Source organism: Streptomyces sp. NPDC048483, assembly GCF_040651455.1.
In the GTDB taxonomy this organism is placed as follows: domain Bacteria; phylum Actinomycetota; class Actinomycetes; order Streptomycetales; family Streptomycetaceae; genus Streptomyces.
The window spans coordinates 1-15091 of sequence record NZ_JBEZJZ010000024.1 but is presented as its reverse complement, the minus strand read 5'-3'; the positions used below and the strand labels follow the sequence as shown (position 1 = coordinate 15091).

The 15091-nt window shown below is 71.5% G+C and carries 11 protein-coding genes; 9 read left to right on the top strand and 2 right to left on the bottom strand.

Going from position 1 to position 15091, the window contains the following annotated elements; all coding sequences use genetic code 11:
- The first annotated feature begins 98 nt into the window (after window positions 1-98).
- The 6 genes from AB0D04_RS15375 (at window position 99) to AB0D04_RS15350 (ending at window position 7381) form a co-directional block, all read left to right on the top strand.
- The gene (locus AB0D04_RS15375) at window positions 99-1715 is read left to right on the top strand and encodes a lactate permease LctP family transporter (protein WP_362703064.1); all 1617 of its coding nucleotides are present in this window, start codon (window positions 99-101) and stop codon (window positions 1713-1715) included.
- A gap of 124 nt (window positions 1716-1839) precedes the next feature.
- Entirely contained in the window at window positions 1840-3198 is a 1359-nt protein-coding gene (locus tag AB0D04_RS15370) for a phosphomannomutase/phosphoglucomutase (protein ID WP_362703063.1), read from the top strand.
- A gap of 170 nt (window positions 3199-3368) precedes the next feature.
- Entirely contained in the window at window positions 3369-3551 is a 183-nt protein-coding gene (locus tag AB0D04_RS15365) for a Trm112 family protein (protein ID WP_362703061.1), read from the top strand.
- 76 nt (window positions 3552-3627) lie between these two features.
- Window positions 3628-4764 carry an SIS domain-containing protein gene (locus tag AB0D04_RS15360; RefSeq protein WP_362703060.1) on the top strand — a complete coding sequence of 379 codons (1137 nt, stop codon included), beginning with the start codon at window positions 3628-3630 and terminating at the stop codon, window positions 4762-4764.
- Window positions 4765-4832: 68 nt separating this feature from the next.
- Complete coding sequence (manA, locus tag AB0D04_RS15355; RefSeq protein ID WP_362703058.1) at window positions 4833-6029, top strand: mannose-6-phosphate isomerase, class I; 1197 nt, start codon at window positions 4833-4835, stop codon at window positions 6027-6029.
- Window positions 6030-6421: 392 nt separating this feature from the next.
- The gene (locus tag AB0D04_RS15350; RefSeq protein ID WP_362703057.1) at window positions 6422-7381 is read left to right on the top strand and encodes a cation diffusion facilitator family transporter; all 960 of its coding nucleotides are present in this window, start codon (window positions 6422-6424) and stop codon (window positions 7379-7381) included.
- An 85-nt stretch (window positions 7382-7466) separates the two neighbouring features.
- Here AB0D04_RS15350 and AB0D04_RS15345 read toward each other — a convergent pair whose 3' ends face one another.
- Window positions 7467-9536, bottom strand: a complete 2070-nt coding sequence (locus tag AB0D04_RS15345) for a fructose-specific PTS transporter subunit EIIC (protein ID WP_362703167.1) — start codon at window positions 9534-9536, stop codon at window positions 7467-7469.
- 415 nt (window positions 9537-9951) lie between these two features.
- Between AB0D04_RS15345 and ahcY the strand changes: the two genes are divergently transcribed.
- Both ahcY and AB0D04_RS15335 read left to right on the top strand, forming a co-directional pair.
- Window positions 9952-11409 carry an adenosylhomocysteinase gene (gene ahcY / locus AB0D04_RS15340; RefSeq protein WP_362703055.1) on the top strand — a complete coding sequence of 486 codons (1458 nt, stop codon included), beginning with the start codon at window positions 9952-9954 and terminating at the stop codon, window positions 11407-11409.
- Window positions 11410-11592: 183 nt separating this feature from the next.
- Window positions 11593-12207, top strand: a complete 615-nt coding sequence (locus tag AB0D04_RS15335; RefSeq protein WP_362703054.1) for a hypothetical protein — start codon at window positions 11593-11595, stop codon at window positions 12205-12207.
- A 76-nt stretch (window positions 12208-12283) separates the two neighbouring features.
- Here AB0D04_RS15335 and AB0D04_RS15330 read toward each other — a convergent pair whose 3' ends face one another.
- A complete protein-coding gene (locus tag AB0D04_RS15330) occupies window positions 12284-13357 on the bottom strand; it encodes an RDD family protein (RefSeq protein WP_362703053.1) in 1074 nt (357 codons plus the stop codon).
- Window positions 13358-13474: 117 nt separating this feature from the next.
- On the opposite strand from AB0D04_RS15330, the gene AB0D04_RS15325 reads away from it, so the two are divergent.
- Entirely contained in the window at window positions 13475-14482 is a 1008-nt protein-coding gene (locus AB0D04_RS15325) for a stage II sporulation protein M (RefSeq protein ID WP_362703051.1), read from the top strand.
- The last annotated feature ends 609 nt before the right edge of the window (window positions 14483-15091 follow it).

Genomic DNA, 15091 nt, shown 5'->3' with positions numbered 1-15091 from the left:
GGACACGACCATGCCTCCACTCCCGCGTGATCCGCTTCCGCATCACGGAATGGCGATCGCACCATCCCCCACGGGAGCCGCCCACGCCGGGAGGCCATGTGTACGTCCAACAGCTGGAGCCCCTCGCCAACTCGCTCGCCCTGTCCGCCCTCGTCGCCGCACTGCCGCTGCTCACCGTCCTCGTCCTGCTCGGTGCCGTACGGATGCGCGCCCACGCCGCCGGCCTCATAGGCCTCGCCGTCGCCGTGGCCGTCGCCTGCCTCGGCTACGGCATGCCCGCCGGCCAGACGCTCTCCAGCGCCGCCCAGGGCGCCCTCTTCGGCCTCTTCCCGATCCTCTGGATCGTCGTCAACGCCCTGTGGGTCTACCGGATGACGGTCCGCACCAGACACTTCGACGTGCTGCGCCGCTCCTTCTCCCGGTTCTCCGCCGACCCCCGCATCCAGGCCCTGGTCATCGCCTTCTGCTTCGGCGCGCTGCTCGAGGCGCTGGCCGGGTTCGGGGCGCCGGTCGCGATCAGCGCGGTGATGCTGGTCGCGCTCGGCTTCGACCCGGTCAAGGCCGCCGTCGTCGCCCTGGTCGCCAACACCGCACCGGTCGCCTTCGGCGCCATGGGCACCCCGGTCACCACCCTCGCCCAGGTCACCGGGCTGCCGCTGGACTCCGTCGCCTCCGTGGTGGGCCGTCAGACGCCGCTGCTGGCACTGGTCGTCCCGCTGGCACTGGTCGCCCTCGTGGACGGGCGGCGCGGACTGCGAGAGACCTGGCTCCCCGCGCTCGCCTGCGGAGGAGCCTTCGCCGCCGTCCAGTTCGCGGCGGCCAACTACGTCTCCGCACAGCTCGCGGACATCGGCGCCGCACTGGCCGGCACCGCCGCGCTGGTGGCCGTCCCCGGCGCTCGCCGCCCGGCCGACGAGGCGGTACGCACCAAGGTGCTCACCGGCGCCCGCAGCCAGGACCTCGACGTACGCGACGAGCGCCGCGAGGTCGTCCGCGCCTACGCGCCCTACGCGCTGATCATCTCCGTCTTCTCCCTCGCCCAGATTCCGCAGCTCAAGCAGCTGCTGGAGAAGGCCACGCAGACCTTCGACTGGCCCCTGCTGAATGTCGCGGCCCCGGACGGCACGCCCGTCGGCGGCAATGTCTTCGCCCTGCCGCTGATCGCCACCGGAGGCACGCTGGTGCTGCTCTCCGGCTTCGCCACCGCCGCACTGCTCGGCGTACGGGCCAAGGACGCCGTACGCGAATGGGCCGCCACCGTCCACGAGTTGCGCCGCACCGTCCTCACCGTGACCTCCGTCCTCGGCCTCGCCTACGTCATGAACCTGTCCGGACAGGCCGCCACCATCGGCCACTTCGTCGCCGCGGCCGGCGCCGGGCTCGCCTTCCTCTCGCCCGTCCTGGGCTGGTTCGGCGTCGCGGTCTCCGGCTCCGACACCTCCGCCAACGCCCTCTTCGGCGCCCTCCAGGTCACCGCCGCCCGCCAGTCTGGACTCCCGCCCGAACTCCTCGCCGCCGCCAACAGCTCCGGCGGGGTGCTCGGCAAAATGATCTCGCCGCAGAATCTGACGATCGCCTGCGCCGCCGTCGGCCTCGCGGGACGGGAGGGGGACCTGCTGCGCAGGCTGCTGCCGTGGAGCCTGGGCCTGCTGCTGGTGATGTGCCTGATCGTGATCGGCCAGAGCGGCGCCGTACTGGGCTGGATGCTGCCCTGACAACCGCCGGCGCGGGGGCCGTCGCGGATCCGGTGCCACGCACGGCCGGTTCACGGCCCCCGCACAGGACGGCCGGGTAGGTTTGGGGCTCCGTAGCGACTCAGCGACTCCAGGAGGCCCGGCAGTGACCGATCTGTCGCAGATCGTCAAGGCGTACGACGTGCGCGGTGTGGTCCCCGACCAGTGGGACGAGACGCTGGCCGAGCTGTTCGGCGCGGCCTTCGTCCAGGTCACCGGCGCGGACGCGATCGTGACCGGGCACGACATGCGCCCCTCCTCGCCCGGCCTGGCCCGCGCCTTCGCCCGCGGCGCTGCGGCCCGCGGGGCGGACGTCACCGAGATCGGGCTCTGCTCGACCGACCAGCTCTACTACGCCAGCGGCGCGTTCGGCCTGCCCGGCGCGATGTTCACCGCCTCGCACAACCCCGCCCAGTACAACGGCATCAAGATGTGCCGGGCGGGCGCCGCCCCGGTCGGCCAGGACACCGGCCTGGCCGAAATCCGCGGCCTCGTCGAGGACTGGACCAAGAACGGTGCCCCCGAGCCGGTGGCCGCCACCGGCGCCGTCACCCAGCGCGATGTCCTCGAGGACTACGCCGCCCACCTGCGCGACCTGGTGGACCTGACCGGCATCCGACCGCTGAAGGTCGTCGTCGACGCCGGCAACGGCATGGGCGGCCACACCGTCCCCACGGTCTTCGAGGGCCTGCCCCTCGAACTCGACGCCCTGTACTTCGAGTTGGACGGCTCCTTCCCGAACCACGAGGCCAACCCCCTCGACCCGAAGAACATCGTCGACCTCCAGGCCCGCGTCCGCGAGACCGGCGCCGACCTCGGCCTCGCCTTCGACGGCGACGCCGACCGCTGCTTCGTCGTCGACGAGAACGGCGACCCGGTCTCCCCGTCCGCGATCACCGCCCTGGTGGCCGCCCGCGAACTCGCCAAGCACCCCGGCGGAACGATCATCCACAACTGCATCACCTCCTGGTCGGTCCCCGAGGTCGTCAAGGAGAACGGCGGCAAGGCGGTCCGCACCCGCGTCGGCCACTCCTTCATCAAGGAGGAAATGGCCAAAACCGGCGCCATCTTCGGCGGCGAGCACTCCGCGCACTACTACTTCCGCGACTTCTGGAACGCCGACACCGGCATGCTCGCCGCCCTGCACGTCCTCGCCGCCCTCGGCGGCCAGCAGGGACCGCTCTCGCAGCTCGTCGACCAGTACGACCGCTACGCCGCCTCCGGCGAGATCAACAGCACCGTCGACGACCAGTCCGGCCGCCTCGCCGCCATCAAGGCCGCCTACCAGGGCCGCGAAGGCGTCACCCTCGACGAACTCGACGGCCTGACGGTCACCGCCGCCGACTGGTGGTTCAACATCCGCCCCTCCAACACCGAGCCCCTGCTCCGCCTGAACGTCGAGGCCCGCGACAGGGCAACCGCCGACCGGGTACGCGACGAGGCGCTGGCCGTCATCCGCGGCTAGAGCCTTTCCGGCCCTGACCCATCGGACAGGCCCTGGGTCCGCCCGTCCGGGGGTGGCCGCCGCATCGCCCCCACCCCCTCCGACCTCCGCACATCCCCTCCGCACAGGACCCGGCCCCCCGTACGGCGGTACGCTGGCCAGGCCGCAACCACCCCGAAGGAGCAGCCTCCATGCCGGTCGAAGCCAGCTTGATCGAGATCCTCGCCTGCCCGGCGTGCCACGCCCCGCTCGAGGACCGCACGGCCGCTGACCCCGCCGAGCTGACCTGCACCTCCGCGGACTGCGGTCTCGCCTACCCCGTCCGGGACGGCATCCCCGTGCTCCTCGTCGACGAGGCCAGCCGCCCCGCCTGACCGGGAAGTGCCGGGCCCGCCCCGGCGCCACCCGGTGTCCACCCGCCCGTACCGGCGAACGGAGGCCGCGCCCACCATGCTCGACGAGTCACTCCTCGATGCTCCAGAGGCGCTGGCCGGCGCCGACCGTTACGGACTGCTGCGCGGCGTAGCCGAATCCGGCGCCCGGGTCCGTACCGCCGCCCGCAGCGCCACCGAAGCCGGCATCCCCGACCTGACGCCCGACGGGCGGCCACGCGCCGTCCTGGTCGCCGGACCCGGCCCCGCCGCCCCCGCAGTCGCCGAACTCCTCAGCGCACTCGGCGGCGGCAGCTGCCCGGTCACCCACATCCCGCCCACCGGCGTCGCCCCGCTGCCCGGTGCTCTGCGCTGGACACTGCCCGGCTGGACCGGCCCCCTGGACCTGCTGCTGCTCGCCGGACCCGACGGTTCCGACCCGGGCCTCGCCGAGCTGGTCGAACAGGCCTACCGCCGTGGCTGCGCCGTCGTCGCCGTCACACCGGCCGGCGGCCCCCTCGCCGAGGCCGTCACCCAGGCCCGCGGCCTCACCGTCCCCCTGGCCACCACCCCGTACGACGCCGAATTCGACGTCGAGGGCGCGCCCCCGGCCGCCCCCGGCACCCTCTGGTCGCTGCTCATCCCGCTGCTCGCGCTCGCCGACCGGATCGGCCTGCTCACCGCGCCGCCGGAAGCGCTCGGCCAGCTCGCCGACCGCCTCGACCAGCTCGCCGAACGCTGCGGCCCGGCGGTTGCCACCTACACCAACCCGGCCAAGACCCTGGCCGCCGACCTCGCCGACGCGCTCCCCCTGATCTGGACCGAGGGCACCGTCGCCGGCGCCGTCGGCCGGCACTTCGCCACCGTCCTGCCCGCGCTCGCGGGCCGCCCCGCGCTCGTCGCCGAACTGCCCGAGGCCCTCACCACGCACCGCCCGCTGCTGGCCGGCACCCTGGCCGCCGGCGCCGACCCGGACGACTTCTTCCGCGACCGCGTCGATCAGCCCGCCGCACTGCGCGCCCGGGTCCTGCTGCTGCGCGACGGGGAGCCGGGACCGCACTCCGCCACCCGCGCCGCCAACGCGCTCGCCGACGAGTGCGACACCGCCCTCAGCGAGCTCGAACCGGAGAGCCGCAGCGAACTCGAGAGCGCCACGGAACTGCTCGCCATCACGGATTTCGCCGCCGTTTACCTGGCGCTTGCCGACACCCAGTGATCATTGGTCGGATCCCCGCGGACCGACCCGGCCAGCGGCACGTACACACCTGAGGAAGCAGCAGCCCCATGGACCGCCTCGCCAACACCGTGCGCCCCTACGCCTGGGGCTCCACCACCGCCATCCCGGAGCTCCTCGGCGTGGAGCCGACCGGCGCACCGCAGGCCGAGCTGTGGATGGGCGCCCACCCCGGCGCCCCCTCCCGCATCGACCGCGGCACGGGCCCCGTCTCGCTCGCCGAGGTGATCGACGCCGCCCCCGAGGCCGAACTGGGCGCCGCCACCGTGAACGCCTTCGGCCCCCGCCTCCCCTTCCTGCTCAAGCTGCTCGCGGCCGGCTCCCCGCTCTCCCTCCAGGTCCACCCCGACCTCGCCCAGGCGAAGGAAGGTTTCGCCGACGAGGAGCGACGGGGCGTCCCGATGGACGCCGGCCACCGCAACTACAAGGACGCCAACCACAAGCCCGAGCTGATCTGCGCCCTCACCCCCTTCGACGGCCTCTGCGGCTTCCGCCACCCGGCCCACACCGCCGACCTCCTGGAGGCGCTCGGCATCGACGACCTCAAGCCGTACGTCGACATCCTGCGCGCCAGCCCCGAGGAATCCGCGCTGCGCGAGGTGCTGACCGCCGTCCTGTCCGCCGAGCACGGCGCGATGGCCGACACCGTCGAGCGCGCCGCCACCGCGGCCGAGCGGCTCGGCGCCGAGGGCGGCCCGTACGCGCAGGACTACGCCGCCTACGCCGCCCTCGCCCACCACTACCCCGGCGACCCCGGCGTGATCGCCGCCATGCTCCTCAACCACGTCCAACTCCAGCCCGGCGAGGCCCTGTTCCTCGGCGCCGGCATCCCGCACGCCTACCTCAGCGGCCTCGGCGTCGAGCTGATGGCCAACTCCGACAACGTCCTGCGCTGCGGCCTCACCCCCAAGCACGTCGACGTCCCCGAACTCCTGCGGATCGTCCGCTTCACGGCCGGCGATCCGGGCGTCCTGCGCCCCGAGGCCGTCGACGGCGAAGAGGTCTACGAGACCCCGATCGACGAATTCCGCCTCTCCCGCTTCGCCCTCGCCCCCGGCGCCGCACCCCACCCGCTGGACGCCCGTACGCCCCAGGTCCTGCTGTGCACCGCGGGCACGGCCCGGCTGACCGCCGACGCCTCCGACACCCTGACCCTCGCCCCCGGCGAATCCGCCTTCGTCGCCGCCGGCGAACGGCTCACCGTCTCCGGCGAGGGAACCCTTTTCCGCGCTACGGTCGTTGCGTAGCGCTACGGTCGTTGCGTCGGCAGGTCGGCAGGTCGGCAGGTCGGCAGGTCGGCAGGTCGGCAGGTCGGCAGCCTCAGCGCCGGGCCGTTGCCGCCCCGGTAGGCCATTGCCGCCGCGGGACCGTGAGTATCGCCCCGGGACCGGGAGTATCGCTCAGGGCCAGGAAATACCGCCCCGAGCCCGGGAATACCGCCCCGACCCCGCCGCGTTGTGGCCCCGAGGGGGCGCCCGCATCCCCTAAGGGATCTGTTCCCCCACCCCCTAGGGACCCCCGCCCCCACGGCCGCATGCTGGCCTCATGCCACCGCCCCGGCGCCGGGCTGCAACAATGACCGCCGCACGGCATTAAAGGGGCGGTAAAGCCCGGTCGACGGAAGGGACAAGCGGCACATATGAGTGCATCAGGCGGGACAAAGGCCATCGTCGCGGCGCTGGGCGCCAACCTGGCGATTGCCGTAGCGAAGTTCGTGGCCTTCGCCTTCAGCGGCTCGTCCTCGATGCTGGCCGAAGGCGTGCACTCCATCGCGGACTCCGGCAACCAGGGCCTGCTGCTGCTCGGCGGCAAGAAGGCCAAGCGCGCAGCGACCGCCGAGCACCCCTTCGGCTACGGCCGCGAGCGGTACATCTACGGCTTCCTGGTCTCCATCGTCCTGTTCACCATCGGCGGCGTCTTCGCGCTCTACGAGGGCTACGAGAAGATCCACGAGCCGCACGTGCTGGACAACTGGTTCTGGCCGGTCGGCGTCCTGATCTTCGCGATCATCGCCGAGGGCTTCTCCTTCCGTACGGCCATCAAGGAGTCCAACGAGCTGCGCGGCCAGCAGACCTGGACCCAGTTCGTCCGCCGCGCCAAGGCCCCCGAGCTGCCGGTCGTCCTCCTGGAGGACTTCGGCGCGCTGGTCGGTCTGGTCCTCGCGCTGGGCGGCGTCGGCCTCACCCTCGCCACCGGCAACGGCATCTGGGACGGCATCGGCACCATGTGCATCGGCGCACTGCTGGTGCTGATCGCCCTGGTCCTGGCCGCCGAGACCAAGTCGCTGCTGCTCGGCGAGGCCGCGGGCCCCGAAGACGTCGCCAAGATCCGCGAGGCGATCGTCGACGGCGATGTCGTCACCCGCGTCATCCACATGCGCACCCTCCACCTCGGCCCCGAGGAGCTGCTGGTCGCCGCCAAGATCGCGGTCGAGCACGACGACACCGCCGCCGAGGTCGCGAAGGCCATCGACGCCGCCGAGGCCCGTATCCGTGAGGCCGTGCCGATCGCCCGCGTCATCTACCTGGAGCCCGACATCTACAGCGAGACCGCGGCCGCCGCGGGCAACGACCCGGAGGCGACGCCGGGCGGACACTGAGCCGTCCCGTAAGCAGCGGGCCCCCGCACCGGGTGAGGTGCGGGGGCCTTTCGCTGCGTACGGCCGGCCGGTGCTGCGCCTGCGGCTACCGGATCTCGCCGAGGACGCGCAGCACCGCCGCCTCGTCCTCCGCGCCCTGCAGCCGCGCCCGGAAGTCCGTATCCATCAGCTTCCGCGACAGCAGCGCCAGGATCCGCAGATGCTCGTCCCCGGCAGCCGCCTCCGGCACCGCGATCAGAAACACCAGCCTGGCCGGCGTCCCGTCCAGCGAACCCCAGTCGATGCCCGACGCGGACCGCGCGAAGGCGACGACCGGCGCGGTCACCGCATCCGTCTTGGCGTGCGGAATGGCGATCTCCTCGCCGAGCCCGGTGGTGCCCTGCGCCTCCCGCGCCAGCGCCACCCGTACGAGCTCCCCGACGTCCGCCACCTTGCCGGTGGCCGCCGCCAGCCCGGCCAGTTCGCGGATCGCGGCCTCCTTGCTGTCGGCCGCGAGGTGCGTCCGCACGGTCCCCGGCGTGATGTAGCCGGAGAGGATTTCCGGCCCGTCGTCGCCGTCCGCGTCCGGAGCCGTACGGGAATCCGCCGCACCGGCTCCGGTGGCTGCCCCGCCACCGGCTCCGGAGGGCACGGCTGCCCCGGCCCCCACGGCCACCCCGGCCCCCACCGGCACGGGCTCCGCCACCGGCGCGCCGACGGCCGCCGCGCCCCGCCCCTTCCGCCGCTCCGCGACATCCACCAGCGCCACCGTCGTCAGCGCCGTCACCACCGCCCCGGCCACCACGGCCACGAAGAACATCGGCACCCCGCCGACCGCCCCCAGCACCGCCACGATCGGTCCGCCGTGCGGCACCGCGTCCGACACCCCGGTCATCCCCGCGAGCGCACCGGCCACCGCGCCGCCGAGCATGTTCGCCGGAATGACCTGCGCGGGCCGCGCCGCGGCGAACGGGATCGCCCCCTCGGAGATCCCGAACAGCCCCATGAACAGCGAGGCCATCCCGGTCTCCCGCTCCTGCTCCGTATAGAGCCGCCGACGGAGCAGAGTGGCCAGCCCCTGGCCCAGCGGCATGACCGGGATCGCGGCGGCACACATGCCCATCACGGTCTGGTTGCCGGACGCGATCAGCCCCGCGCCGAACAGGAACGCGGTCTTGTTGACCGGGCCGCCCATGTCGAACGCGATCATCAGGCCCAGAATCGCGCCGAGCAGCACCGCGCTCGACCCGGTCATCCCGCCGAGCCAGCCGGTGAGGTGCGTGAACACCCACGCGACCGGCCTGCCGATGACATAGATGAAGAAGAGCCCGAGCGCGGTCGTGGCCACGATCGGAATCACGATGATCGGCATGATCGGCTGGACGAACCGGGGGACCCTGACCTTCTTGATCCCCTGCACGAGATAGCCGGCCAGGAAGCCGGTGACGATGGCGCCGATGAAGCCGGCGCCCGCCTTGGAGTCGTACAACGAACCGGTATTGGCGATCCAGCCGCCGATCATGCCCGGCACCAGCGCCGGCCGGTCGCCGATCGCATACGCGAGATAGCCGGAGAGGATCGGCACCATCAGCGTGAAGCCGATGACACCGATGTCGTTGACGTGCTTCCAGAACGACCCGTCGGGGATGACCAGGCCGCCGTCGGCCTGCGGATGCCCGCCCAGCGCCAGCGATATCGCAATCAGCAGCCCGCCGACCACGACGAACGGGATCATGTAGCTGACCCCGTTCATCAGCGCCTTGTACCCGACGCTTCGCTCTCGGCCGCCGCCGCTCTCCGGGGCCGCCGGACCGCCGCCCTCGTACACCGGCGCGGTCCGCACCCGATCCATCAGCGCCTCGGGATGGTGAATCCCCTCCGCGACCCCGACGGCCAGCACCCTCTTGCCGACGAACCGCCCCCGGTCCACATCCTTGTCGGCGGCGATGATGATCCCGTCCGCGTCTCTGACATCGTTGTCAGAGAGTACATTCTCGGCCCCGATCGACCCCTGGGTCTCCACCTTGATCTCATGCCCGAGGGACCGCGCCGCCTGCGCCAGCTTCTCCGCGGCCATATATGTGTGGGCGATACCGGTCGGGCAGGCCGTCACTGCGAGCAGCTTCAGCCCCTGCCCGCCCCTCCCCGCGCCCTTGGGGGGATCGGCTGGACTCATCGTCACGTGGTTCTCCTCACGAACATGAGCGCGGCCGTGCAGGGTTCTCCCGTTCCCGCGCTCCGGGCATCCTGCACCACACGGCAACGTTGTCAAGCCCCCTGGGTGCCACCCCGTCCCGGCACCGGAGCTCGCGCACGAGCCACCCCTTCCTGGCCTGGATGGCACGGATCCGGCCCCTCGACGGACCAATCGGGCTGGGGTTCACTGGGCCGATCGGTGTAGATTCGTGACCAGTGCCAGACGTCGCTGCTGATGGCGGTCGGGCGGTCCGCCCCGCGGACCGGCCGAGGGAGAGAGGGCCTCCGACGGACTGCGCTGCGGCCAGGGGAGAGGTGTATCCGCTTCTGCGTACGCCTGCCCGCGCCGCAGACTGCCCAGCCCGAAACCACGCGACGCTCGAGGAGCAGCCCGCATGACGACAGCAGCCACCGGCCAGGACTTCAAGGTCGCCGACCTGTCCCTCGCCGCCTTCGGCCGCAAGGAGATCACCCTCGCCGAGCACGAGATGCCCGGCCTGATGGCGATCCGCAAGGAGTACGCCGCCACGCAGCCGCTGGCCGGCGCCCGCGTGACCGGTTCGCTGCACATGACCGTGCAGACCGCCGTCCTGATCGAGACCCTGGTCGCGCTCGGCGCCGAGGTCCGCTGGGCGTCCTGCAACATCTTCTCCACCCAGGACCACGCCGCCGCGGCCATCGCCGTCGGCCCGAACGGCACCCCCGACAGCCCCCAGGGCGTCCCGGTCTTCGCCTGGAAGGGCGAGTCGCTCGAGGAGTACTGGTGGTGCACCGAGCAGGCCCTGACCTGGCCGAACTCGTCCACCGGCGGCCCGAACATGATCCTCGACGACGGTGGTGACGCCACCCTCCTCGTCCACAAGGGCGTCGAGTACGAGAAGGCCGGCAAGGTCCCCGCGATCGAGACCGCCGAGAGCGACGAGCACCGCGCCATCCTCGAACTGCTCACCCGCACCGTCGCCGAGTCCCCGCAGAAGTGGACGAAGCTGGCCTCTGAGATCCGTGGCGTCACGGAGGAGACCACCACCGGCGTGCACCGCCTGTACGAGATGCAGCGCGACGGCGAGCTCCTCTTCCCGGCGATCAACGTCAACGACGCCGTCACCAAGTCGAAGTTCGACAACAAGTACGGCTGCCGCCACTCCCTCATCGACGGCATCAACCGCGCCACCGACGTCCTCATCGGCGGCAAGACCGCCGTGGTCTGCGGCTACGGCGACGTCGGCAAGGGCTGCGCGGAGTCCTTGCGCGGCCAGGGCGCCCGAGTGATCATCACCGAGATCGACCCGATCTGCGCCCTCCAGGCAGCCATGGACGGCTACCAGGTCGCCACCCTCGAAGAGGTCGTCGAGACCGCCGACATCTTCATCACCACCACCGGCAACAAGGACATCATCCTGGCGTCGGACATGGTGCGGATGAAGCACCAGGCGATCGTCGGCAACATCGGCCACTTCGACAACGAGATCGACATGGCCGGCCTGGCGAAGGTCGACGGCATCGTCAAGGACGAGGTCAAGCCCCAGGTCCACACCTGGACGCACCCCGACGGCAAGGTCCTGATCATCCTGTCCGAGGGCCGCCTGCTGAACCTGGGCAACGCCACCGGCCACCCCAGCTTCGTGATGTCCAACTCCTTCGCGGACCAGACCCTGGCCCAGATCGAGCTGTTCACCAAGCCCGCGGAGTACCCGACCGACGTCTACGTGCTCCCCAAGCACCTCGACGAGAAGGTCGCCCGCCTCCACCTCGACGCCCTCGGCGTCAAGCTCACCGAGCTGCGCCCGGAGCAGGCCGCCTACATCGGCGTCCAGGTCGAGGGCCCGTACAAGTCCGACCACTACCGCTACTGAGCCATCCCCTGATCCCCGGCGCCCTTTCCGGCGCCGGCGATCAGCAACTGGCACCCACCAGCAGCCGGTGAACCCGGAAAGCCAGGCCCTCGCCCCTCACGGCGGGGGCCTGGCCCGTAAGGGCCCCACCACAGGCCCACCGAGCTCATCCGCCACCGGCCCGCCCGAAGGACGGCAAGCCCCATGCCCCGCGGCCACTACTCCCTCCACGACCCGCACGATCACACCCCCCTGGGTGAAGAGCACTTCCACTGCGCCACCGGCCCCTCCGGCTGGCGCTATGTCTCGCAGATCACCACCCCCTCCGGCGATCACGCCGGCTCCGTCGACCTCACCCTCGACGAACTCGGCCGCCCCATCCGCCTGGAACTCCACGCCTCCGCCTGGCAGGTCCGCGGCGCAGCCCTGGACGGCGTCACCTGGGTACGCACCGACCCGACCGGCGAACACGCCACCGAAGGCAACGTCCCCGCCCACGCCTTCACCGGCGCATCCCCCGCCTTCCTCATCGCCACCACCCGCCTGCTGCGCCCCGCCCTCGGCGCCGGCGCCGTCCGCACCCGCCTCGTCGCCTTCACACCCCCCGTCCTCGCCCCTCGCACCCTCGACCAGTCCTGGGCCCTGCTGTCGAGCACACCACACGCCACTGACAACGGCTCTCTGACCGCCGACGCATACCAGGTCAACGACCTGGAAACCGGCGAGCAGCACACCGTCCACATCGCCGGCGACGTCGTCCTCTCCGCCCCCGGCATCGAACTCGAATCCCTCGAATCCCCACCGTCGACGTTCCCGTAAAACCGCCGCCCGAGCCCCGGCGCCCGCCCCGCGCCGACGGCACACCCCCGCCTTCACCCGCCGCCTCCTGGCCCCGTCACGCAGGCGGCGCAAACCCCGTACGCGCCACCCCACCGGCCCCGTCCGCCTCCAGCATCACGTCCGTACGCCCGGCCCCGCCCCCGGCCACCGAGGAACTCGCACCGGCCGACGGCACCCCGGCCACCCCCGGACTCCGGCCCGCCGGCACATCCCCGGGCGCAGCCCATCGCCCCTCACCCGCCACCGGAACCGGGGCCGCACCCTCCACCGGACCTTCCAACGAAACCGTGCCTGCACCGTCGGCAGGAACAGGAGCCGGACCGAAACCTGGCCCCGGACCCGGACCCCAAGCCGTCCCCTCCTCCGGTATCCCCACCGACCCCCCGAACGCCCGCCGTGCCTCCCGTGCCTGCCGCTCACCCACCACCGCGGCCAGATAGGCCGCCGGATCCGCCTCCGCAGGTGCCATTGCCCCCGTGAACCCCCGCAGGTCCTCCGCAAGCCGCCCCGCCATCGCCCAGCCGACCTGCGGATCCAGCTGCCCCATCCGCCCCAGGTACTGCCGTACGGTCAGCCACCACCGGTCCGGCACCCGCGACAGATCCAGCCCCTCGACCTGCGCCGCCAGCCAAGGAGCCGGAGCCGGCAACCGCGCCCCCGCCTCCTCCACCGGTATCCGCTCCCGCACGACGAGCGTCCCGGCGAACACGTCCCCCACCCGCCGCCCCCGCGCCGACACCAGCGACGCAATGGACGCCACCACCCCCATCGTCAGCACGATCTCGATGGCACCCATGGCACCCCGCACCAGCGCATGCCGGAACCGGATGGGCCCCCCGTCCTCCCGCACCACCCGCAGCCCGCAGATCACCTTCCCCAGCGACCGCCCGTGGCTCACCGTCTCGATCGCAATCGGCATCCCGACCTGCACGAGTACGAACGCCGCCACCGAAGCCGCCGCCAGTGCCGCGCTGTCCATCGACGACATCGTGCTCACCAGCACCAGCGACACCGCGAGGTACGCCCCCCAGGCCACGGCCAGATCCACCAGCACCGCCAGCCCCCGACTCGGCAACCGCGCCGGCCGGAGCCCCAGCACCACCGCTTCACCCGTTACGAGCTCACTCACCGCGCCCCACGCCCTTCCACTCCCGCTTGCGCACAACTCCCGCCCACTCCACGCCGATCAGGCCCAGTCTGCCAAGCTGGCCCGGAACCCACCCGGCGCTACGAGGAGCGACCCCTCATGGACCTCGATGTCTTCGTCACGGCCCACAGTGCCGAATGGGACCGCCTCGAAGCCCTCCTCCGCCGCAAAAGCCGCCTCACCGGAACCGAGGCCGATGAACTCGTAGGCCTCTACCAACGCACCACCACCCACCTCTCCCTCCTCCTCTCCAGCGCCCCCGACCCCGCCCTGACCGGCCGCCTCACCTCCCTGGTGGCCCGCGCCCGCAGCGCGGTGACCGGCGCCCGCAAGTCCTCCTGGCGCGACGCCGCCCTCTTCTTCACCACGGCCTTCCCTGCAGCGGTCTACCGCCTCCGCCACTGGTGGATCCCCACCGCGATCCTCTCCACCGTCGTCGCTGCCCTCCTCGGCTGGTGGATCGCCGCACACCCCGAGGTCCAGGCGGCGATCGGCGCCCCGGAGGACCTCCGCGCAATGACCCGCCCCGGCGGCGAGTACGAGGCGTACTACTCCAGCCACCCCGCCGCATCCTTCGCCGCCCAGGTATGGACGAACAACGCACAGGCGGTGGCGCTCTGCCTGGTCCTGGGTGCCTTCGCCGGCGTCCCCGTCCTGTGGATCCTCTTCCAGAACATGCTGAACCTGGGCGCAGGCATCGGTCTGATGTCCTCCGCGGGCCGCCTCGACACCTTCCTCGGCCTGATCCTCCCGCACGGCCTCCTGGAGCTGACCGCCGTCTTCGTAGCCGCGGGAATCGGCCTACGCCTCGGCTGGACCCTCATCGACCCGGGCCCCCGCACCCGCCGCACGGCCCTGGCAGAAGAGGGCCGCTCCGCCCTCGGCGTCGCCATCGGCCTCGCCGCCGTCCTCTTCATATCCGGCGCCCTGGAAGGCTTCGTCACCCCCTCCGGACTGCCCACCTGGGCCCGCATCACCATCGGCGTCGTCGCCGAGCTGGCATTCCTCCTGTACGTCTACGTCCTGGGCGGCCGAGCCGTACGCACCGGCGAAACCGGAGACATCGCCGCCACCGACCGTGAGGCCCCCCTCCCGACGGCCGCCTGATGTGCGTCCAACCCAGCTGACCTGCTAGTCTCCTCATCTGCCCACAAAGCCATTGACATGGTCGGCGTGGGGAGGTAGATTCAAACGGTTGCGACGAACTAGACAGGCTCGTCAGCGACGGTTAGTCTCTTCTTCGCTTCGGCCGGAAATTCAAATCGGCGAAGCAGATTCGATCAATTATCAGAAGCTCGGCCGATTATCTCGGCCGCTCATCTTCTGCTAAAGTCGGAAAAGCCGAAAGGCAAACCCCTCCGACGGGGAAACGGAATCCCATCCGAACCGGAAACGGTGAAGATCGGATCTGTTAAAGTCGGAAAGGCCGGAAAGCGAAAGCTGGAAGGCCAGCCCCGCTCCAGCAGGGGGCCAGAGACGGAAACGGATCTGGTAAGGTTGGAAACGCGAAGAAGCCGAAAGGCAGAAACGCACCGGCGAAAATCGGAGCCGCAAGGATCTGATAGAGTCGGAAACGCAAGACCGAAGGGAAGCGCCCGGAGAGCCTGGTGAAACAGGCACAAAGGAAGCGTCCGTTCCTTGAGAACTCAACAGCGTGCCAAAAGTCAACGCCAGATATGTTGATACCCCGTCGACCGGAAATATCCGGGAGATGAG